Raw genomic sequence first — 19,478 nt, 5'->3', positions numbered from 1 at the left:
CGAAGCAGGCCAGGCCTCAGGGCTGCACCATCCAGTTGGACGTCAGGTAGTTCATGATGTCGGTCTGGTTCCAAACGACGCCCTTGAGGTTGGGCGGCGAGTAGCTGCCGCCCGCCATCAGCGGCAACTGGTCGACCAGATTGTTGCGCAGGCAGGTCTGAACGGATGTGACGAACTTCGCGTTCAGCCGCGCGCACAGCATGTACTTCTGGAACTGCGTGCCATTCTTGAGCTTGTCCATCAGCTTGTTGCTGCTGGTGAGCCCGCTCGGAATGCCCCCGTACGGCTGGTACAGCGTGCCCACCGTGTAGGCATTGATCTGCGTCGTGTTGTTGCACCCGAGGTGCGGCCAGGGCTGTCCGAGGCTGCCGTGGGCGGTGTTGTTGCACCATTCGGTGATCGACCAGCACTCGTCGGAAATCTCGTGCGATCCCTCGCGCGCCGTGGTGCTGGCGGTCGGGGCGAGCTGCGCCGATCCCCAGGCCGACGTCGTGTTGCAATGCCATGCGCGCGCGGGGCGGCTGGTCAGCGTCAGCGCCACCGAGGCACCGGAGGCGCCCAGCTTGAGCAGGCGCCGCCGTTTCAGGCCGTCGGCGACCAGTCCGGCGCCGTTGCCCGGCGCGGAGTTGGTCGACGATTCAAGCGAAGGGGTCTTGTCAGGTTCAGTCATGGATCGTTCCGATCTCAAACGTGCTGGGCCGTTCCGTTTCTCGTCGCCTCACTGTCCCTCGCGGAACATCACGACGCTCACTGTCTCGATGAGGATCAGGATGTCCAGCAACAACGAGTTGTTCTTCACATAGTACAGATCGAACTGGTGCTTGCGGCGGGCGTCCTCGAACGTCGCGCCGTAGTGGTACCGCACTTGCGCCCAGCCGGTGACACCGGGCTTGACGCTGTGCCGGATGTCGTAGAAGGGGATCTGGTCCTTCAGCTGCGCCACGAAGCTGGGACGCTCCGGGCGCGGGCCGACGAGGCTCATCTCGCCCTTGAGCACGCTGAAGAGTTGCGGCAGCTCGTCGATCCGGGTCTTGCGGATGAAGGCGCCGACGCGGGTCGTGCGCGGGTCGTTGCGCACTGCCCAGCGCGCCACGCCGTCCTTCTCCGAGTCGACGAACATGCTGCGGAACTTCAGGCATGTGAATTCGACGCCGCCGAGGCCGGTGCGGCGCTGGCGGTAGAAAATGGGGCCGCGACTGTCCAGCGGCACCGCGATCATCGTCGCAATCATGATGGGCGACAGCAGCATCAGCAGGACGATCGAGCTGACGATGTCGAACAGGCGCTTGACGAACGTGCGCACGCTGCCCTGAACGAAGCCGTGCCCGTAGACGAGCCAGCTGCCCTTGAGGCTGTCGATCGGCACCTGGCGCTTCGTCTTCTCGCAGAAGCCGGCGAAATCGAGCACCGGCACGCCCTTGATGCGGCAGGCCAGCAATTGATCCATCGGAACGCCGCCACCCCGTTGCTCGCGCACCGCGACGATCACTTCCTGGATGCCGTGCAGGGAGACCAGGTCAGGAATGGACGCGTTCTCGGGGAACACGTGCAGGCCAGAGCCGGAGAGCTCGGGCGCGGACGGGCCGCCGCACGACGGAAACAGGCCGACGACGTCGCGCGACATCTCGCCCTGGCAAGACAGCTCGCGGGCGATCTCGTAGGCCTCGGGCCCGGTGCCGACGATCAGCACGCGCGCCAGGGGCGACACCCGGCGCATCACGTTGCCCCCGGTGCGAATCAGGAGCAGGCCGATGCCCAGGTACACCAGCGTGAGGATCAGCGTCGCGAGCGATTCGGGCACACCGACCGCGCGCATCGCCAGGTTCGTCAGGAAGCCGCCGGCGCCCATGGCCAGCGTGATGCGTCCGACCGTCGCGGCCAGCGAAATGGTGCCGGGCCGGTAAAGGCCGACCAGCGCGTACATGGCCGCCATGACCAGCGCGAAGATCGCGGCGCTTGCCAGCGTCAGCGGCAGCTGCGGGAAGATCTCGGGGACCCGCGCAGACTTGACCGCCAGCGTGGACGTCGCAAGCACGAGCGCACTGAAACAAAGGATGGCGTCAACCGCGACCTCCGCGCCAGCGCGTGGTGCAATCGTATCCGTGATGAGTTTCATTAGTCACCCTCCATCCGATGCCCCTGCGCGCACGAGACAGGGTCGTGACGCTGGTGTAACCTTTTGTTTATCTTAAGGTCGAGGCGTGCCGGGCGCCACCCCCTTAATTGGGGAGAAGGCGAAAACCCGAAGTCCGCCGCGTGTCACATCCGGGCAGGATACGGATCGCACCGACGTCGCCGCGAACCGGCATCCATCCCGCGAATAAGAAGCTGCGGCCGCCGGGATTTGTTTTTACACTAGCTCCGAGTCGACTTCGTGACGCACGGCGTACGGGGCAGGGCATGCGCGGTTCGAGGCGGGCGTTCCGTTGGTGCGCCGCGACGTCTCGCCGAAACGCATCAACCGGGAGGGGGAAATCATTTGACGAGCGCTTCTTCCGAGCTCGCTGCATGGAGCTTCGGGCTCGCAGGCCTGATCTTTTCGGCGTTTGCCGTCCGCCTGTGGGCACTGGGCTATGCCCGGGCCCCGCGCAGCGCCACGTCGACATCCCTCGTGGCGGCGGCGTCGTGCTCCGCGTTGTGGGCCGGGTTCGGGCTCGCCGACCTGTACAGCACCGACGTCGTCTTCCGCGGCCTGGCGGCCGTGGCGGACATCGCTCGCTATGCATGCTGGAACGTGTGTCTCCTGAGCTTCCTCGGCCCGGAGAAGGAAAGTCGCCTCGGCGGCCGGTGGCTGGTGTCGATGTCCGCCATCCTCATCGCGGCGGCCTTGCTCACGCAGTGGCCGGCCGCGCTGCAGCAGGTCTTCGCACCCCAGGCGTCGCCTGTGCTCCTGAGCGCGCTGTCGTTGCCTGTGTTCTCGCTCGTGCTGGTCGAACAGCTGTACCGCAACGTCCACGAGGACTCGCGCTGGAACGCGAAGCCGCTGTGCCTCGGCCTGACGGGCACCTTCATCTTCGACCTCTACCTGTATTCGCGGGCGCTGCTGGTGGGCCACGTCGACGAGCAGGCGCTGGAGGTGCGCGGCCTGGTGCATGCGCTGATGGTGCCTCTGCTGTTCGTGTCCATCCGGCGCCGGCGCGACTGGATCTCCAAGCTGCGCCTGTCCCGCCGGGCGGCATTCCATTCCGCCACCTTGCTGATCGCAGGCGTGTACCTGCTGTTCGTGTCGGCGATCGGCTACTACGTGCGCTACTTCGGCGGCGAATGGGGCCAGGCGCTGCAGCTGGCCGTGGTGTTCGCGGCGCTGGTCGCGCTCAGCGTGGTCGGCTTTTCGGGGTCGGTGCGCGCGAAGCTGAAGGTGCAGCTGGGAAAGCATTTCTTCAAGTATCGCTACGACTATCGCGAGGAATGGCTGCGCTTCACTCACACGCTGTTCGGCGAGAACTCGCCGCAGGACATGGGACGCCAGGTGATCACCGGCCTGGCCGACATGCTGGAGAGCCCGGCGGGCCTGTTGTGGACGCGGGTCGGTGGCAGCGAGGCGTTCAGGAACACGGCGCGCTGGAACATGCCCGCGCAATCCGACCCCGAGGACGCCGGCGCGCCGTTCTGCCAGTTCCTCATGCGCAGCGGTTGGGTGATCGACCTCGATCAGTACCGGCAGACGCCGCAGAAATACAACGACCTGGTCGTGCCGAACTGGTTGATGGCGACGCCGCAGGCCTGGCTGGTCGTTCCGCTGCGCGTGGCCGACGAGCTGATCGGTTTCGTCGTCCTGGCCAGCCCGCGCGCGCCGGTGGACATCAACTGGGAGGTCAACGACCTGCTCAAGACCGCCGGCCGTCAGGCCGCCGGCTTCCTGGCGCAGATGCAGGCCACGGAAGCGTTGCTGGAGGCGCGCAAGTTCGATGCGTTCAACCGCATGTCGGCGTTCGTCGTGCATGACCTGAAGAACATCGTCACGCAACTGTCGCTGATGATGAAGAACGCCAAGCGGCTGCAGGCCAACCCCGAGTTCCAGCAGGACATGCTGGCGACGGTGGAGAACTCGCTGGAGCGGATGCGCCAGATGATGCTGCAGCTGCGCGAGGGCGCGGCCGGCGCCCAGACCGCGGCGGACGTTGACCTCGCCGCCGCATTGCGGCGCATCGAGTCGCCGGCGCTCGTCAAGGGCCGGCGCCTGGAGATCAACGCACCCGAGCGGATCACCACTCGCGGCGACACGCAACGCCTGGAACGGGTGATCGGCCACATCGTGCAGAATGCGCTCGACGCGACCGAGAGCGCCGGCGCGGTGTCCGTCAAGCTCGACCGGGTCGGCAGCCAGGCGCGCATCGAGGTGGCCGACACCGGGCACGGCATGTCGCGCGAATTCATCAGCGACCGGCTCTTCAAGCCGTTCCAGACGACCAAGCCGGCGGGCATGGGCATCGGTGCCTACGAAAGCCTCCAGTACGTCCAGGAATTGGGCGGCACCATCCAGGTTCAGAGCGAACCGGGCCAGGGCACGCGGGTCGTCATCCTGCTGCCGCTGCTCGAGGCGCAGAATGAATCGGACATCGACATGTTGAAGGCATCATGACTTCCGACCCGGGACGCACGCTCCTGATCGTCGAGGACGACCTCGCGCTCCAGAAGCAGATCAAGTGGTCGCTCGACCGGTTCGAATCCGTCACCGCGAACGATCGCGAGTCGGCGCTGGTGCAGATGCGGCGCTTCAATCCGGGCGTCGTGACGATGGACCTGGGCCTGCCGCCGGACGCCGATTCGGTATCCGAGGGCTTCCAGCTGCTCGAGCGCATCCTGGCGCTGGACGGCGACACCAAGGTCATCGTCCTCACCGGACAGAACGACCACGCCAACGCGCTGCGTGCGGTGTCGCTGGGCGCCTACGACTTCTTCGCCAAGCCGTTCGAGCCGGACCTGCTGAACCTGACGGTGGAACGCGCCTTCAAGGTCTTCGAGCTCCAGAAGGAGAATCGACGGCTGCAGGCCCTGCATCAGCCCGACGCGCTGTCTGGCCTCATCACGCGCGATCCCGAGATGCTGCGCGTCTGCCGGATGGTCGAGAAGGTGGCGGCCAGCAATGCGACGGTGATGCTGCTGGGCGAGAGCGGCACGGGCAAGGAGGTGCTGGCCAACGGCCTGCACCAGGCCTCGCCGCGCCGCGCCGGCAAGTTCGTCGCGATCAACTGCGCGGCCATCCCCGAGAACCTGCTCGAAAGCGAGCTGTTCGGCTACGAGAAGGGCGCCTTCACCGGCGCCGCCAAGACGACCCCTGGCCGCATCGAGACGGCCAATGGCGGCACGCTGATGCTTGACGAGATCGGCGACCTGCCGTTCCCGCTGCAATCCAAGCTGCTGCGATTCCTGCAGGAGCGCGTGATCGAACGCGTCGGCGGCCGCTCGGAGATTCCGGTCGACGTGCGCATCGTCTGCGCGACCCACCAGGACCTCACCGCGCTGACGAAGGAAGGTCGCTTCCGCGAGGATCTGTACTACCGCCTCGCGGAGATCGTGATCGAGATCCCGCCGTTGCGCGCGCGCCCGGGCGACGCCGCGCTGCTCGCGCACGCCTTCGTCCGCCGCTTCGCCCAGGAGCAGAACCGCGGCTCGATGCTGCTCGGCGAGGACGCGGCCAAGGCCATCGAGGCGCACGCCTGGCCCGGCAACGTGCGCGAACTCGCGAGCTGCATCCGGCGCGCCGTCATCATGGCCGACGGCAACCAGATCGCGGCGCGGGACCTCGGCTTGAAGGGGGGCGCCGCGGCGGATGACGCGGACATGTCGTCTTTCGACCTGCGCCTGGCGCGCGAGGCAGCCGAACGCAAGACGATCCTCGCGGCGCTCGGACGGGTCAATGGCAACATCGTCAAGGCAGCCGACCTGCTCGGGGTGAGCCGCCCGACGCTCTACGACTTGATGAATCGGTTGGGCCTCAAGTGATCTCGAATGCAGTGTCGATACTCTTTTTCCAGGGCTCCGAAACCATGAAGAACAAAGCTGCAGCGGCGACCTTCGCCGTGCTGGTCGCATCGTGCCTCGTCGGGTGCGGCAACAAGTCGCCGGAGGCGTTTATCGCATCGGCCAAGGCCAGCATGGCCAAGAAGGACGACAAGACAGCCATCATCCAGATCAAGAACGCGTTGCAGGCGGATCCGAATTCCGGCGAGGCGCGCTTTCTCCTCGGATCGATGCTGCTCGATCAGGGCTACTCCGAGGTGGCGGATGTGGAGTTGCACAAGGCGGACGCGCTGCACTACTCGCCTGACCTCGTCGTTCCCAAGCTCGCGGCCGTGATGTTGGCGCGCGGATACTACAAGAAGGTCATCGAGACCTACGCGACGACAAAGCTGGGGCAGCCGGCGTCGATGGCGGACCTGCAGACTTCCCTGGCCTACGCCTACGCGATGCAAGATCAGCGCGACCTCTCCGACGCCGCGCTGAAGGCGGCATTGGCGGCGGTGCCGGACTTCGAGCCGGCGCTCATCGCGCAGGCACGCTTCGTCGCCCGTTCCGGTGATCCCGACGGTGCGATTGCGCTGGCCGGCAAGGTGCTGCAACGCGACCCGCGCAACGCGGACGCGTTGCGGCTGCAGGGCGACGTCCACATGTACCTGAAGAGCGATCCCGACCAGGCGCTGGCGGACTACCGCAAGGCGCTGGAGATCGACCCGGCGTCCACGCCGGTGCATCTGGCCATCCTTTCCATCCTGATGTCTCAACACAAGACGGACGAGGCCGAGACGCAGTTGGCACAGATGCGCAAGGTGACCGGCAACACGGCGCAGGCGATCTATATCGATGCGCTGATCGCCTATGCGCGCAAGAACAACGAGAAGGCGCACCAGCTGACCGAGCAACTGCTCAAGGTCGCGCCCAACAGCCCGTCCATCCTGCTGCTGGCGGGGGGCGTGGAGCTGCAGTCCGGTTCGCTGGTGCAGGCTCAGACCTACCTGGAACATGCCGTGAGGCTGACGCCCGGCTCGCTCACGGCGCGGCGCATGCTGATCACGGCCTTTCTGCGGTCCAGCCAGCCGGAAAAGGCCCTGGCCGCCCTGCAGCCTTACGAGGCGAAAGGATCGTTGCCTCCCGAGCTCTATTCGATCGCTGCAGAGGTCTATCTGCAAAACGGCGACTTGAAGACCGCCGAGAAATACTTCGACGCGACTGCCAAGCAGGATCCCAGCGACGCGAGCGCACGAACCTCGCTGGCGCTCGCGCACATGATCGACGGCCAGGCGCCGCAGGCCTTCGAGGAACTTCAGGGCATCGCCGCCAGCGACAAGGGAACGACCGCGGATTCGGCACTCATCAGCGCCTACATGAAGCGTGGAGACTACGACAGCGCGCTGCACGCCATCGATGCGCTCGAGCGCAAGGACCCCGGCCGGCCGGTTGCTTCCGATCTGCGTGGTCGCATTCAACTGGCCAAGAACAACCCTGCGGAGGCGCGTCGCAATTTCGAGAAGGCGCTGGCGCTGTCGCCGAACTATTTCCCCGCGGTGGCCAATCTCGCGGCGCTCGATGTTCGGGACAACAAGCTGGCCGATGCCCGGAAGCGGCTGGAGGCGTACTCGGCTGCCAATCCCAAGAGCGGCGCGGCGCTGATGGCGCTTGCGCTTCTTCCCGGAACCTCCAGTGATGCGGCGATCGGGTACCTGGGCAAGGCCATCGCCGCGAACCCGTCGAATCCAGCCCCGCGCATCCTGCTGAGCGATCTCTACCTCGCTCAGAAGAACACGCGAATGGCGGGCACGACCGCACAGGACGCCGTTGCCGCGATGCCCGATCAACCAGAACTGCTGCAACTGCTGAGCCGGGTCCAGCTGCAATCGGGTGAGGCGAACCAGGCGGTCGCCACTTTGGCGAAGGCCGTGCAACTGGAGCCGCATTCACCGGAGGCGCTCGTGCGTCTGGCCGACACCCAGATGCAGGCGGGCAACAAGGACGATGCTCGCGAATCGCTGCACAAGGCGCTGCTGCTCAGGCCAGATCTGATCGAGGCGCAGCGCAAGCTCATGGCGCTCGACGCGAACTTGGGAAATGTCGCCGACGCCCAGGACATTGCACGGACGGTGCAGCGGCAGCGTCCGAAGGAGGGTGTCGGATTCGCCATGGAAGGCGATCTTGCCGCCTCGCGCAAGGACTGGGGCAAGGCGGTGAGCGCCTATCGAGCCAGCCTCAAGCTCACGCCGGTCACCGACGTGGCTGTCAAGCTGGATTCGGTGCTGACCGCGTCGGGCGCCGGGGCCGAGGCGATCAAGTTCGAGGCCGACTGGCGCGCGGCGCATTCCGGCGATGCGACGTTCCTGTTCCATTTGGGCGATGTCGCGCTGGGCCGCAAGGACTACGCGTCGGCCGAGTCGTCGTATGCCGCCGTGATCAAGCTGCAGCCGTCGAACGCGGCAGCGTTCAACAATCTGGCGTGGGTCGCCAGCCTGCAGAACAAGCCTGCCGCCCTGGAATACGCGCGAAAGGCCAACGAGCTGGCCCCCGACCAGCCAGCCTTCATGGACACGCTCGCGGTCATCCTCGGGGCGGCGGGGCAGCTCGACAAGGCCATCGAGTTGCAGAAGAAGGCCGTGGCGCAGTTGCCGGCCAATGACGACTTCAAGCTGGACTTGGCCAGGCTGTACCTGAAGGCCGGCAACAAGGCCGAGGCGCGCGTGGAACTGGACAAGCTGGCTGCCCTGGGCAACAAGTTCGCCGGTCAGGCCGAGGTGATCAACCTGCGGAAGGATCTCTGATGGCGGCTGCGCCCGAGTTGCTGAACAACCCAGGCGCCGCAGCAAGCAGCCCGCGGACGCCGAGCTCGCACAACTGCAACACGCGCTCGAATCCGCCCACGTCCCCGAAATAGGGATCCGGCACGTCCTTGCCTTCGAAGCCGGGCGCGAAGTCCAGGAAGCGGCGGATCTTGTGCGCATGTTCCGGAGCGCAGACATCGACGAGTGCGTCGAGATGTCCGCCGTCCATCGCCAGCACAAGATCGTTGGCGGCGAAGTCCTCTGGCGTCGCGCGCCGCGCGCCGTGAGCGCCGACCGCATAGCCGGCTCGCGTCAGCACGGCCCGCGCTCGCGGGTCGATGGGAGGGCGTCCGCGCAAGGCGCTCGTGCCTGCGGAGTCGAAGGCCATGCGCATTCGAAGTCCGGCGCCCCCGACGAGGGTCCGGCCAACAGCGGCCGCCATGGGCGAGCGGCACAGGTTGCCGGTGCAGACGAACAGGATCCGGACGGTTTCCATCAATGAACGAACCGATGCTTCAGGCGGCATTTCCCGGCGCGCGGCGCGGCATCCCCGACTTCATGGCTGCGGCGGCTTGCGCGCCACCACGTCGTAGCAGTTGCCGCTGACGCGTTCCGAGACGATGGTCAGCCCGGACTGGATCAGGCGCTGCCGCACGTCCTCCTGCTCGTAGGGCTTGTACAGGATGCCCTTGCGCATGCCCCAGCGATTGATGCGCTCGGCGATGCCGCGCCAGGGCCAGCCGCTGCGCGGGTAGAGCAGCACGTTGGCGGCCAGCACGCCATCGGGCTTCAGCACGCGCCGTATCTCGCGGAATGCGCCGTCCACGTCGGGGAAGCAGTGGACGGCGTTGGCGACGTTGACCGTGTCGAAGTGGTCGGACGGCAGCGGCATCGCGGCGGCGTCGGCAAGCAGGAAACGCAGCCCGGGCTTGCCTGCGAAGCGGTGGCGCGCGCCCGCCAGCATGGACTCCGCATAGTCGGCACCGACGATGCGTACCGGGGGCAGCTTCTTCCAGCGGCGCCAGCGCAGGAGCAGTTCGAGCATCGTTCCGCTGCCCACCGCGAGTTCGAGGTGGTCGGCACCAAAGTTCGGCCCGAAGAAGCGCAATTGATGCGGCAGCGTGCTGTTGTAGGCGAAGGTCAGGATGAAGAACCCGCGGACGTCGTACCACCACGGCTCCGACTTGTAGGCCTCCGCGATCTCGTCTGCCGATTTGCCGCTGCCGCTGGCTGGTTCCACGAAAGTCTCCTCGCGTTCGGTCGGATTGGCGATGCCAAGCGGCACGTTCCCATGTTCTACGCCTGACAGTGGGTGTCGAAAGATCTTACAGTAGCTCGAGACTTATTTCCGCTTGCGACGCGCAAGTGATTGATTCAAAAGGAAATCTGCCAGTGCTCAGGAAGTTGGCACAGTGCGTGCTTTAAAGGAGCCAAGGACGATGTTCCGATTGCCGAGAACCAGTCGGCGATGGCGACAAGTCCGTAGAGCACGTCCTCAATTCCATTCAGGAGCGAGAAACATGAAGACAAGAATCCTACTGCAAACCATTGCCGCTTCGGTCGCCGTGATGGTCGCTGGCGTGGCATCGGCGGTGCCCGTGTACCCCGATTTCACGGTCAATCCGATCGGCATCAGCCCCAGCACCCCGCTGCCTGGCGTGACGACGCCGTTCACGGCGAACGATATCGGCGGTTCCTATTCGGAACTGCTGACGCTGAATCCGACGAGCGCTACGTCTGGAACGTTCCAGGCGAGCCTGTCTTTCCTGGCGCAGTACTTTGACGAGGTCGACAGCATCACCGGGAAGAACACCTTCTCTGCGAACCAGACCGGTCTGGGCGTGAACTACGGTCTGCTCGCGATCTTCAACGGCACCGGCACGTATTCGACCACCGGCAGCGGCACCACGTTCACGTTGACGCCCGGCGGCAACCTGACGCTGGACTATGACACGGGCGCGCACGCCGGCTTCAACCAGGGGGCGACCACCTTCACGTTCAAGTCCAACGGCGACACGCTCACGACGATCGCCACGGGTGTCGGCGTCAACGGCTCGGGCACGCCCGCCAACGCCGGCAACCTCAGCGGCGCGTTCGGCCAGACGACCACCTTCGCCCTGAATGCGATCGGCGGCCAGTTCTTCACGTCGCCGTCGCCGTTCTACCCGCTGAGCTTCCAATCGGGTCAGCTCGAAGCGATCCAGATCCCGACCGCCGCGTCGACGATCCTGGTCACCGGCTCGATCAACGCCAACTTCCTGCCCATCCCTGAGCCGGCCGACCTCGCGCTGGTCGGTATCGCGCTGCTGGGCCTGGGCCTGGCGGTCAAGCGTCGCCACTCGGCGTAATCGCTGCATCGAGCCACCCGGCTCGACCAAAGAATGGCGCCTGCGGGCGCCATTCTTGTCTTCGGACCCATGTGCGACGGTTCCATGGGTTTCGGGGTATCGTGTGACGGAGGCGAGCGGTCGTCGTCGCCAGTTGATCCGATGAGGTGATTGCCCCGTGTCCGCCGCGACCTTCGACTACCAGCGTGCGTTCTCGCGCAACTTCGGCTGGGTCACCGCGGCCGAACAGGAGACCCTGCGGTCCAAGCGGATCGCCATCGCCGGCATGGGCGGGGTCGGCGGTGCACACCTGAGGACATTGGCGCGCCTGGGGGTCGGCAACTTCAACATCGCCGACTTCGACCGGTTCGAGATCCACAACATGAACCGGCAGGCCGGGGCGTTCATGTCGACCATGGGGCAGCCCAAGGTCGACGTCATGGCCGGCATTGGCCGCGACATCAATCCGCAAGCCGACATCCGCATGTTTGGCGAGGGCGTCACGCCGTCGAACATCGACGAGTTCCTGCGCGACGTCGACGTCTACGTGGACAGCATCGACTTCTTCGCGATGGACGCGCGGCGTCTTCTTTTCAGGACGTGCTACGAGCGTGGCATTCCCGCGCTGACGGCGGCGCCGCTCGGAATGGGCGTGGCGATGCTTGGCTTTGCGCCGCCGGGGATGAGCTTCGAGCAGTATTTCAAGGTCGAGGGGCACGACCACCAGGAGCAGTTCGCCCGCTTCATCGCGGGGTTGTCGCCGGCCATGCTGCAGCGCAACTATCTCGTCGCGCCAGAGGCGGTCAATTTTGTCGAGCAGCGAGGACCGTCCACCGGCATGGCCTGCGACCTTTGCGCGGGCGTCATGGGCACGGCCGTCCTCAAGGTGCTGCTGGGGCGCGGCCGCTTCCGATTCGCGCCGTGGGCCATGCAGTTCGACGCCTATCGCGATCGCCTGAGCTTCACCTGGCGGCCCGGGGGCAACGCCAATCCACTGCAGCAACTGCTGCTGATGCTGATTCGTCCGCGCTTGCGGGGTTGAGCGTTCGGATCGGCGGCCTTCATGACCGTCGTGTTGCAAACACGTCCGGGTGTGCAGGAATGCCGCTTCGCGATGTCGGGGTTCACCCAAAGGGGGGGTCGTTTCCCTACGACTGAGCCTTGCGGCTGCCTGCTTGGATGTGCCATGATTCCGGCGAGGATTGCTGGAGGGAAGCGGGCGGCCTGAGGCGTGTGAGATGGGGCGGGAGCTCCCTCCGGCGCACTGCGTCGGTCACGTCTGTTTGTGGAGGACACCATGACAAGATCTATCGGTAGGACGGCGCGTGCGGCAATGGGCGCGCTGCTTTGTTCAGTCATCTGTCTGATGGCCGGATGCACCAGCGTGTCCGCCGGGCTGCCGCCTGCGCCGCAGTCGGCCTCGACCCAGGACTACAGCTACATCGTGGGCTCCGGCGATTCGCTCAACATCACCGTGTGGCGCAATCCCGAACTCAACATGACCGTCACGGTTCGCCCGGACGGAAAGATCTCGACGCCGCTGATCAACGATCTCGTCGTCCAGGGCAAGACGCCCGCTCAGATCACGACGGACATCCAGAAGGGTCTCGCCAAGTACGTGATCGACCCGAATGTGTCGGTGGTCGTGACCAGCTTCATCGGCCCCTACAGTCAGCAGATCCGCGTGATCGGCGAAGCGGCAAGGCCGCAGTTCCTGCCCTATAAGCAGCAGATGACGCTGCTTGACGTCATGATCGCCGTGGGCGGCCTCACGGACTTCGCGGCCGGCAACGACGCCACCATTCTTCGCACTTCCGAGTCCCAGCATGCGCAATACGCCGTGCGCCTGAAGGATCTGATCAAGCGCGGCGACATCTCCGCGAACGTCGAAATGAAGCCGGGCGATGTGTTGATCATCCCCCAGAGCTTCTTCTGATTCCTTCTGCGGCCGGGACCCTGGCCGTTCTCGCACTGCGCAGGCCCGCCTCCGAAGGCGCCTGCTTTACTGACGCGATTGCACGTATTCCATGGAAGAGTTGATAGACCAGGCACTTGCCGTCGCCAAGGGCATGTGGAGGTTTCGCTGGCAGTCGCTGCTGGTGGCGTGGGTCATCGGCCTCGTCGCCGTGGTCGTCGTCTTTCGCGTCCCGGACGAATACGAGGCGACGGCACGCATCTACGTCGACACGCAATCGATCCTGCGCCCGCTGATGTCGGGCTTGGCGGTCCAGCCCAACGTCGACCAGCAAGTGGTGATGCTGAGCCGCACGCTGATCAGCCGCCCGAACGTTGAAAAGCTCGTGCGCATGGCCGATCTCGACCTCAAGGTCGATTCGAAGGCGCGCCAGGAAGAACTCGTCGGCAAGCTGATGAACGGCCTCGAGATCAAGAGCGTCGGCCGCGACAACCTGTATACGCTCTCTTACCGCGACTCCGATTCCGCGAAGGCGCAGCGCGTGATCCAGGCGCTGGTGTCGATCTTCGTCGAATCCAGCCTGGGCAACTCGCGCAGCGACACGGCCACCGCCAAGCTGTTCATCAATGACCAGATCAAGAGCTATGAGGAAAAGCTGCAGGAGGCGGAGGCCAAGCTGAAGGAGTTCAAGCTCAAGAACATCAACATGCAGTTCTCCGAAGGCAGGGATTCGGCCTCGCAACTGGCGACGCTTGGTGAGCAGCTGGACACCGCGCGCGTGGCGCTGCACGAGGCGGAAAACGCGCGCGACGCAGCGAAGACGCAACTCAACAACGAGAAGGCGGCCAACGCGAGCCTGACGACCCAGAGCCTGCTGCAGGAATCGGCGGTCAACCTAGCGACGCCCGAGATCGATTCCCGAATCGACGCGCAGAAGAAGAATCTCGACGCCTTGCTCCAGCGCTACACGGATCAGCATCCCGACGTGGTCTCGACGCGGCACCTGATCGCCGACCTCGAGGCGCAGAAGAAGAAGCAGGTCGAGGAGCTGCGCAAGGCTGCGATGGCGACGCCGACGCTGACGGCGTCGAACAACAACGAGAACCTGGTCTACCAGGAGCTGAACCGCCTGCTGGCGACGTCGGAAGTGCAGGTTGCCAGCCTGCAGGCGCGGGTGTCCGACTACTCCGCGCGCTACGAGCGCGCGAAGGACGCGATCAAGACGGCTCCGCAGCTCGAGGCGGAGGCCTCGCAGCTCAATCGCGACTACACGATCAACAAGAAGAACTACGAGGACCTGGTGGCCCGGCGCGAATCGGCGGTGATGTCCGGCGACCTCGAGTCGGCGTCCGGCGTGGCCGACTTCCGCCTGATCGATCCGCCGCGCGTGTCGAACAAGCCCGTCTCGCCGAATCGACTCATCCTGCTCGCGGCGGCGATGGCCGCTGCATTGGGCTGCGGCTTCGGCTTCGCGTTCGTGGCCAGCCAGTTGCGGCCGGTGTTCTTCAACACGGGCGACCTGCGCGCGCAGCTGGAGCTCCCCGTGCTTGGCGTCGTCTCGCGCGTGACGAGCGAGGCGCAGAAGCGAATCGAGAAGGTCTATCTGATGCGGTTCCTTGCCGGCACGGGTTCCCTGGTCGGGGTCTTCGTGGCCACGATCATCGTGATGTCCGTCGTGGCCGCCCGCCGCGCGGGAGGGGAATGACGTGGCAAGCCTGATCGAACAAGCCGCCGAACGGCTCGAACAACTGCGCAGGGCCGGCGCCATGATGCCGGAGGACGCCCCCGTGCCGGCGGCGCCTCCGACGGCGCCCGCCATTGCCAGTGCGCCGCGCGTGGTGGCGGCGCCTGCGACCATCCAGCCGGCACCCACAGCGAAGCGCGTCGAGCTCGATCTGGCCGCGCTTGCCGCGTCGGGCCTGGTCACGCCGAACGCGCCGCGTTCGCAGACCGCCGACGAGTACCGCGTGATCAAGCGGCCGCTCATCAGCAACGCGATGGGCAAGGGTGCCTCGATCCTTAAGCACGGCAACCTCATCATGGTGACCAGCGCCCTGGCCGGCGAGGGCAAGAGCTACACGGCCGTGAACCTGGCCATGAGCATCGCCGCCGAGCTGGACAACACAGTGATGCTGGTGGACGCGGACGTCGCGCGCCCGTCGCTGCTGCGCATGCTCAACCTGCCGCCGAGCGCGGGTCTGCTGGACGTGCTGAAGGGCGAAGCGGAGATGTCAAACGTCCTGCTGCGCACCAGCATCGAGAAACTGACGCTGCTGCCCAGCGGCACGCCACACCCGCGCTCGACGGAACTGCTGGCCAGCGACGCCATGCGCCTGCTGCTGGACGATATCGCCAAGCGCTATCCGGACCGGATCATCATCTTCGACTCGCCGCCACTGCTTCTCACCACCGAGGCCCGGGTGCTGGCGACCCAGATGGGCCAGGTCGTGATGGTCGTGCAGGCCGAGAAGACCCTGCGCGCCGACGTGCAGCGCGCGCTCGCGACGATCGAGGCGTGCCCGGTGCGGATGATGCTCCTGAACATGTCGCGCAGCGGTTCGCCGACCGGCGAGGGGTACGGCTACGGGCACGGGTATTCCTACGACGGCCCGGCCGAACGGCAGCCGGCGGCCTGAGGATGGCCACCGTGGCGCGCGCGAAGCCCGAATACCGAAATCCGCGCGTCGTCGCGATCGATCGGTATCGCCTGACCGTGCTCGGCTTGCTGAGCCTGGCGATGTTCGATGCCCAGGCGCAGCCCGATTCGGGCGGCGATGCCAGTCGCCCGTTCATCATCTCGCCGAGCGTCACCGTCAACGAGACGCTCACCGACAACGCGAACCTGACGGCCACCGACCGGCGCGCCGATCTCGTCACGCAGGTCAGTCCGAGCTTGCAGGTTCGCAGCGCCGCGGGCTGGGCGCAGGGCTTCCTGAACTATTCCTTGGTCGGCCTGAACTATGCGCGCAGCACCTCGGCGGACGCGATCCAGCAGTCGCTCGAGAGCGCTGTCCAGACGCAGTTGCTCGACCACCATCTGTTCATCGACGGAAACGCCAGCATCTCGCGCCAGAACATCAGCGCGTTCGGCACGCAGACCCCGGATGCTGCCCTGCACACCGACAACCAGACCCAGGTCGCGTCGCTATCCGTGACGCCTTACCTGCAGGGCATCCTGGCGGGTAACGTCGCCTACCGGCTGGGCGGCGACTACTCGATCACGCACAGCAGCTCGGGCGCCATCGGCAACTCGACGAATTCCGGCGGCAGTGCTCACCTGGGCACGGCGCAGACGACGGCCCGCATCGGCTGGGGCCTGGACGTCTCCGACGAAAAAACGGACTTCAGCGAGGGTCGAGCCACGACGACCAAGAGCGCGGTCGGCTCGCTCATCTTCAGCCCGGACGGCGAGTTGCAACTCACGCTGCGCGGCGGCCGCGAAGGCACCGACGTCGAGAGCCTGAATCTCAAGTACGACACGACCTACGGCGCGAGCGTGCGCTGGAAGCCTTCCGACCGCACGACGCTGCTGCTGGAGGACGACAAGCGCTACTTCGGCGACGCCTACACGTTCAGCTTCCAGCATCGGACGGCCCACACCGTGTGGATGATCGGCGATAGTCGCCAGGTCACCAACAATGCGTCGGCCGCCTCGCAGGGCCAGCTGATGACGGCGTTCGACCTCATCTACATGCAGCTGGCATCGAAGTATCCCGACCCGGTCACGCGGGCCAGCCAGACCCTGCTTGAATTGCAGGCGCTGGGCCTGAACCCGCTGGTCGTCGTCCCGACGGGCTTTCTTACCGACGCCGTCTCGCTGCAACGCACCCTGTCGTTCTCCGTCGGCTACATCGGCCTGCGCACGAACATCCTGCTGTCGGCGCAGCAGAGCGATACGAGCCGGCTCGATCCGTTGTCGACGGCGTCCGATTCGTTGTCGGACGGCAGCTCGGTGCGGCAGCGTACCGCGTCGCTGTCCGCATCACATCGACTGACCGAGCTGAGCTCCCTCAACCTGACTCTCTCGGACTCGCGGACGCTCGATCGCGATTCAGGGGCGCATGTCGAGTTGCGCACCGCCACCGTCAACTGGATCACCCAGCTCGGATTGCGCACGCACTTCTCGCTCGGTGCGCGGCGTTCCATTGCGATCGGCGACTCGCCGTACACGGAATGGGCGCTGCTCGCCACTCTCAATTTGCAGATCTGACGAATGTACGAAGCCTTTTATGGATTGAGCAGCAAGCCGTTCCTGCTGAGCCCCGATCCCAATTTCTACTTCGGCAGCAAACAGCACAGCCGCGCCCGCGCCTATCTCGAGTACGGCATCTCGTGCAACGAGGGCTTCGTCATCGTGACCGGCGAGATCGGTGCAGGCAAGACGACGATCCTGCGCGCGCTGATCGAGGGCATGCATGGCAGCAACGTCATCGTCGGCCAGCTGGTGACGACGCAGCTCGATGCCGAGGACACGCTGCGCATGGTGGGCGCGGCGTTCGGCTTCAACGTCAAGGGCATCCCGAAGTCCGAGCTGCTGATCGCGATGGAGGCCTTTCTTCTCAGCAAGGTCAGCAAGGGCCAGCACTGCCTGCTCATCGTCGACGAGGCCCAGAACCTCACGATGCGGGCGGTCGAGGAGCTGCGCATGCTGTCGAACTTCCAGTTCGGCAACAAGGCGCTGCTGCAGACCTTCCTGATCGGCCAGCCCGAGTTCCGCGAGATCCTGCGCCGGCCCGAGATGGAGCAGTTCCGCCAGCGAGTCGCCGCGACCTGCCACATCGGGCCGCTGAACGCCGACGAGACGCGCGGCTACATCCAGCATCGCCTGAAGTGCGCCGGCTCGACCGGCTTGCCGACGTTCGACGATGGGGCCTACACGGGCATCTACGAGGCGAGTGGCGGCATTCCGCGCCGGATCAACTCCATCTGCGACCGGCTGCTGCTGCTCGGGTTCCTGAACGGCCGCACGCACCTGAGCGTCGAGGACGTCGCCGAGGTCGTCAAGGATTTCGCCAGCGAGACCGCCATCGACATCGAGCTCGATGTCGGCGGCGAGGGCGCGCTGCGCACCGCGCCGCGCACGAACGGCCACGATGCCAACCTGGACCTGTCGCGCATCGGTCTCGACCCCGAACTCGCGGCCCGCCTCACCAAGCACCTGAGCGGCCTCGTCGCGGAGCAGGGGCAGGAGCAGCTGCAGCGTGTCGAGGCCACCATGCTGCGCGTCGAGCGCCTGACGCAGAACACTCTTGCAACCTTGCTGAAGCTCGTCAGCGCCGTCAAGCCGCCCGCGGCCCCGGCACAGCCTCCGGCCCAGGACGAGAACCCCTCATGACCGATTCGTCGACTTTCGATCCGCCCGGCCCGGTGATGTGCGTCGTGGGCGCCCGCCCCAACTTCATGAAGATGGCGCCGATCCTGCGCGCGCTGTCCACGCACGCGCCGCGGCTGCGGGCGATGCTCGTGCACACCGGGCAGCACTACGACCGGGACATGAGCGACCGCCTGTTCACCGACCTGGGCCTGCCGCGGCCCGACATCAACCTGGACGTGGGTTCGGGCACGCATGCCGTGCAGACGGCCGACGTGATGCGCCGCTTCGAACCGGCGCTGGACACGCACCGTCCCTGCTGCGTGATCGTCGTGGGCGACGTCAATTCGACGCTCGCCTGCACGCTGGTGGCGGTCAAGAAGAACGTGCCGGTCGTGCATGTCGAGGCCGGCCTGCGCAGCTACGACCGCAAGATGCCCGAGGAGATCAACCGCGTCCTCACCGACCAGGTGGCCGACCGCCTCTACATCACCGAGCGCAGCGCGGGCGACAACCTGCGGCGCGAAGGCGTCGCGCCGGAGCGCGTCTGCTTCGTCGGCAACGTGATGATCGACTCGCTGCTCGCCAACCGCGAGCACGCCCACAAGCCGGCGGACACGCTGCGCGCGAACGGCATCGATCCGTCCATCCTCACCGCGCACGGACGCTACGGCGTCGTGACGCTGCATCGGCCGTCCAACGTCGACGACCCGCAGGTGCTTGGCCGCCTGCTGGGCGTGCTGGCCGAGGTCGCCGCGCGCCTGCCGCTCGTCTTCGTGCAGCACCCTCGCACGCGCGGCAACATCGAGCGCTTCGGGCTGGCCGGACAGATCGATCCGCAGCGCGTCGTGCTGCTGCCGCCGCAAGGCTACCTCGAGATGCTGGGCCTGATGGCCGAGGCCGCGCTGGTGCTGACCGATTCGGGCGGCCTGCAGGAGGAAACGACGGCGCTGGGCGTGCCCTGCCTGACGATGCGCGCCAACACCGAGCGGCCGATCACGGTGGAAGAGGGCACCAACACGATGGTCGGCGACGACCGCGTCGCGATCCTGCAATGCGTCGATGAGATCCTGCAGGGCCAGGGCAAGCGGGGGCGCACGCCCGAATACTGGGATGGGCACGCGGCGGAGCGCATCGCGGCCGACCTGGACCGCTGGCTTGCCGAAGCGCGCTGA

The 19,478-nt window shown here is 66.0% G+C and carries 15 protein-coding genes; 11 read left to right on the top strand and 4 right to left on the bottom strand.

The window, feature by feature from the left end; all coding sequences use genetic code 11:
* Positions 1 to 16 precede the first annotated feature (16 nt).
* Together LPC04_RS11750 and LPC04_RS11745 are read right to left on the bottom strand one after the other, a co-directional pair.
* Positions 17 to 670, bottom strand: a complete 654-nt coding sequence (locus tag LPC04_RS11750; protein ID WP_275682407.1) for a hypothetical protein — start codon at positions 668 to 670, stop codon at positions 17 to 19.
* A 48-nt stretch (positions 671 to 718) separates the two neighbouring features.
* Complete coding sequence (locus LPC04_RS11745) at positions 719 to 2,116, bottom strand: TIGR03013 family XrtA/PEP-CTERM system glycosyltransferase (protein ID WP_275682406.1); 1,398 nt, start codon at positions 2,114 to 2,116, stop codon at positions 719 to 721.
* 363 nt (positions 2,117 to 2,479) lie between these two features.
* On the opposite strand from LPC04_RS11745, the gene prsK reads away from it, so the two are divergent.
* The 3 genes from prsK to prsT are packed head-to-tail and all read left to right on the top strand — an operon-like array spanning position 2,480 to position 8,750.
* On the top strand, positions 2,480 to 4,582 hold the full coding sequence (prsK, locus tag LPC04_RS11740) for an XrtA/PEP-CTERM system histidine kinase PrsK (RefSeq protein ID WP_275682405.1): 2,103 nt from the start codon (positions 2,480 to 2,482) through the stop codon (positions 4,580 to 4,582).
* Positions 4,579 to 5,946 (top strand): PEP-CTERM-box response regulator transcription factor, encoded by a 1,368-nt coding sequence (gene prsR / locus LPC04_RS11735; protein WP_275682404.1) that lies wholly within the window; start codon positions 4,579 to 4,581, stop codon positions 5,944 to 5,946. The genes prsK and prsR overlap by 4 nt, the downstream gene beginning before the upstream one ends.
* 44 nt (positions 5,947 to 5,990) lie before the next feature.
* Complete coding sequence (gene prsT / locus LPC04_RS11730) at positions 5,991 to 8,750, top strand: XrtA/PEP-CTERM system TPR-repeat protein PrsT (RefSeq protein WP_275682403.1); 2,760 nt, start codon at positions 5,991 to 5,993, stop codon at positions 8,748 to 8,750.
* On the opposite strand, the gene LPC04_RS11725 is transcribed toward prsT, so the two are convergent.
* Together LPC04_RS11725 and LPC04_RS11720 are read right to left on the bottom strand one after the other, a co-directional pair.
* Positions 8,728 to 9,246, bottom strand: coding sequence for a low molecular weight protein-tyrosine-phosphatase (locus LPC04_RS11725; RefSeq protein WP_275682402.1), 519 nt, complete (start codon positions 9,244 to 9,246; stop codon positions 8,728 to 8,730). The two genes, prsT and LPC04_RS11725, sit on opposite strands and share 23 nt — an antisense overlap.
* 60 nt (positions 9,247 to 9,306) lie before the next feature.
* Positions 9,307 to 9,990 (bottom strand): class I SAM-dependent methyltransferase, encoded by a 684-nt coding sequence (locus LPC04_RS11720; RefSeq protein WP_275682401.1) that lies wholly within the window; start codon positions 9,988 to 9,990, stop codon positions 9,307 to 9,309.
* A gap of 280 nt (positions 9,991 to 10,270) precedes the next feature.
* Between LPC04_RS11720 and pepA the strand changes: the two genes are divergently transcribed.
* From pepA to wecB, 8 genes are all read left to right on the top strand, one after another.
* Positions 10,271 to 11,098 (top strand): flocculation-associated PEP-CTERM protein PepA, encoded by an 828-nt coding sequence (pepA, locus tag LPC04_RS11715; protein ID WP_275682400.1) that lies wholly within the window; start codon positions 10,271 to 10,273, stop codon positions 11,096 to 11,098.
* Between the two features lie 157 nt (positions 11,099 to 11,255).
* The gene (locus LPC04_RS11710; protein WP_275682399.1) at positions 11,256 to 12,119 is read left to right on the top strand and encodes a ThiF family adenylyltransferase; all 864 of its coding nucleotides are present in this window, start codon (positions 11,256 to 11,258) and stop codon (positions 12,117 to 12,119) included.
* Between the two features lie 324 nt (positions 12,120 to 12,443).
* Positions 12,444 to 13,013, top strand: coding sequence for an XrtA/PEP-CTERM system exopolysaccharide export protein (locus LPC04_RS11705; RefSeq protein WP_275682666.1), 570 nt, complete (start codon positions 12,444 to 12,446; stop codon positions 13,011 to 13,013).
* A 91-nt stretch (positions 13,014 to 13,104) separates the two neighbouring features.
* The gene (locus tag LPC04_RS11700; RefSeq protein ID WP_275682398.1) at positions 13,105 to 14,697 is read left to right on the top strand and encodes an XrtA system polysaccharide chain length determinant; all 1,593 of its coding nucleotides are present in this window, start codon (positions 13,105 to 13,107) and stop codon (positions 14,695 to 14,697) included.
* A 1-nt stretch (position 14,698) separates the two neighbouring features.
* Complete coding sequence (locus tag LPC04_RS11695) at positions 14,699 to 15,628, top strand: XrtA-associated tyrosine autokinase (protein ID WP_275682397.1); 930 nt, start codon at positions 14,699 to 14,701, stop codon at positions 15,626 to 15,628.
* Positions 15,629 to 15,639: 11 nt separating this feature from the next.
* Positions 15,640 to 17,202 carry a TIGR03016 family PEP-CTERM system-associated outer membrane protein gene (locus tag LPC04_RS11690; protein ID WP_275682396.1) on the top strand — a complete coding sequence of 521 codons (1,563 nt, stop codon included), beginning with the start codon at positions 15,640 to 15,642 and terminating at the stop codon, positions 17,200 to 17,202.
* Between the two features lie 3 nt (positions 17,203 to 17,205).
* Positions 17,206 to 18,327 carry an XrtA/PEP-CTERM system-associated ATPase gene (locus LPC04_RS11685; protein WP_275682395.1) on the top strand — a complete coding sequence of 374 codons (1,122 nt, stop codon included), beginning with the start codon at positions 17,206 to 17,208 and terminating at the stop codon, positions 18,325 to 18,327.
* Positions 18,324 to 19,478: a non-hydrolyzing UDP-N-acetylglucosamine 2-epimerase gene (gene wecB, locus LPC04_RS11680; RefSeq protein ID WP_275682394.1), complete on the top strand. Its 1,155-nt coding sequence runs from the start codon at positions 18,324 to 18,326 to the stop codon at positions 19,476 to 19,478. The genes LPC04_RS11685 and wecB overlap by 4 nt, the downstream gene beginning before the upstream one ends.

It is taken from the genome of Scleromatobacter humisilvae, assembly GCF_023231945.1.
Lineage (GTDB): Bacteria > Pseudomonadota > Gammaproteobacteria > Burkholderiales > Burkholderiaceae_C > Scleromatobacter > Scleromatobacter humisilvae.
Note: the sequence above shows the minus strand (reverse complement) of the source record. Positions and strands in the feature narration are given on the sequence as shown.

Bases quoted from the DNA above. Each gene is read 5' to 3' on its own strand.
- wecB (WP_275682394.1), top strand. From the start codon at position 18,324: ATGACCGATTCGTCGACTTTCGATCCGCCCGGCCCGGTGATGTGCGTC.
- prsT (WP_275682403.1), top strand. From the start codon at position 5,991: ATGAAGAACAAAGCTGCAGCGGCGACCTTCGCCGTGCTGGTCGCATCG.
- LPC04_RS11750 (WP_275682407.1), bottom strand. From the start codon at position 670: ATGACTGAACCTGACAAGACCCCTTCGCTTGAATCGTCGACCAACTCC.
- LPC04_RS11685 (WP_275682395.1), top strand. From the start codon at position 17,206: ATGTACGAAGCCTTTTATGGATTGAGCAGCAAGCCGTTCCTGCTGAGC.
- LPC04_RS11745 (WP_275682406.1), bottom strand. From the start codon at position 2,116: ATGAAACTCATCACGGATACGATTGCACCACGCGCTGGCGCGGAGGTC.
- prsR (WP_275682404.1), top strand. From the start codon at position 4,579: ATGACTTCCGACCCGGGACGCACGCTCCTGATCGTCGAGGACGACCTC.
- LPC04_RS11725 (WP_275682402.1), bottom strand. From the start codon at position 9,246: ATGGAAACCGTCCGGATCCTGTTCGTCTGCACCGGCAACCTGTGCCGC.
- pepA (WP_275682400.1), top strand. From the start codon at position 10,271: ATGAAGACAAGAATCCTACTGCAAACCATTGCCGCTTCGGTCGCCGTG.
- LPC04_RS11700 (WP_275682398.1), top strand. From the start codon at position 13,105: ATGGAAGAGTTGATAGACCAGGCACTTGCCGTCGCCAAGGGCATGTGG.
- LPC04_RS11705 (WP_275682666.1), top strand. From the start codon at position 12,444: ATGGCCGGATGCACCAGCGTGTCCGCCGGGCTGCCGCCTGCGCCGCAG.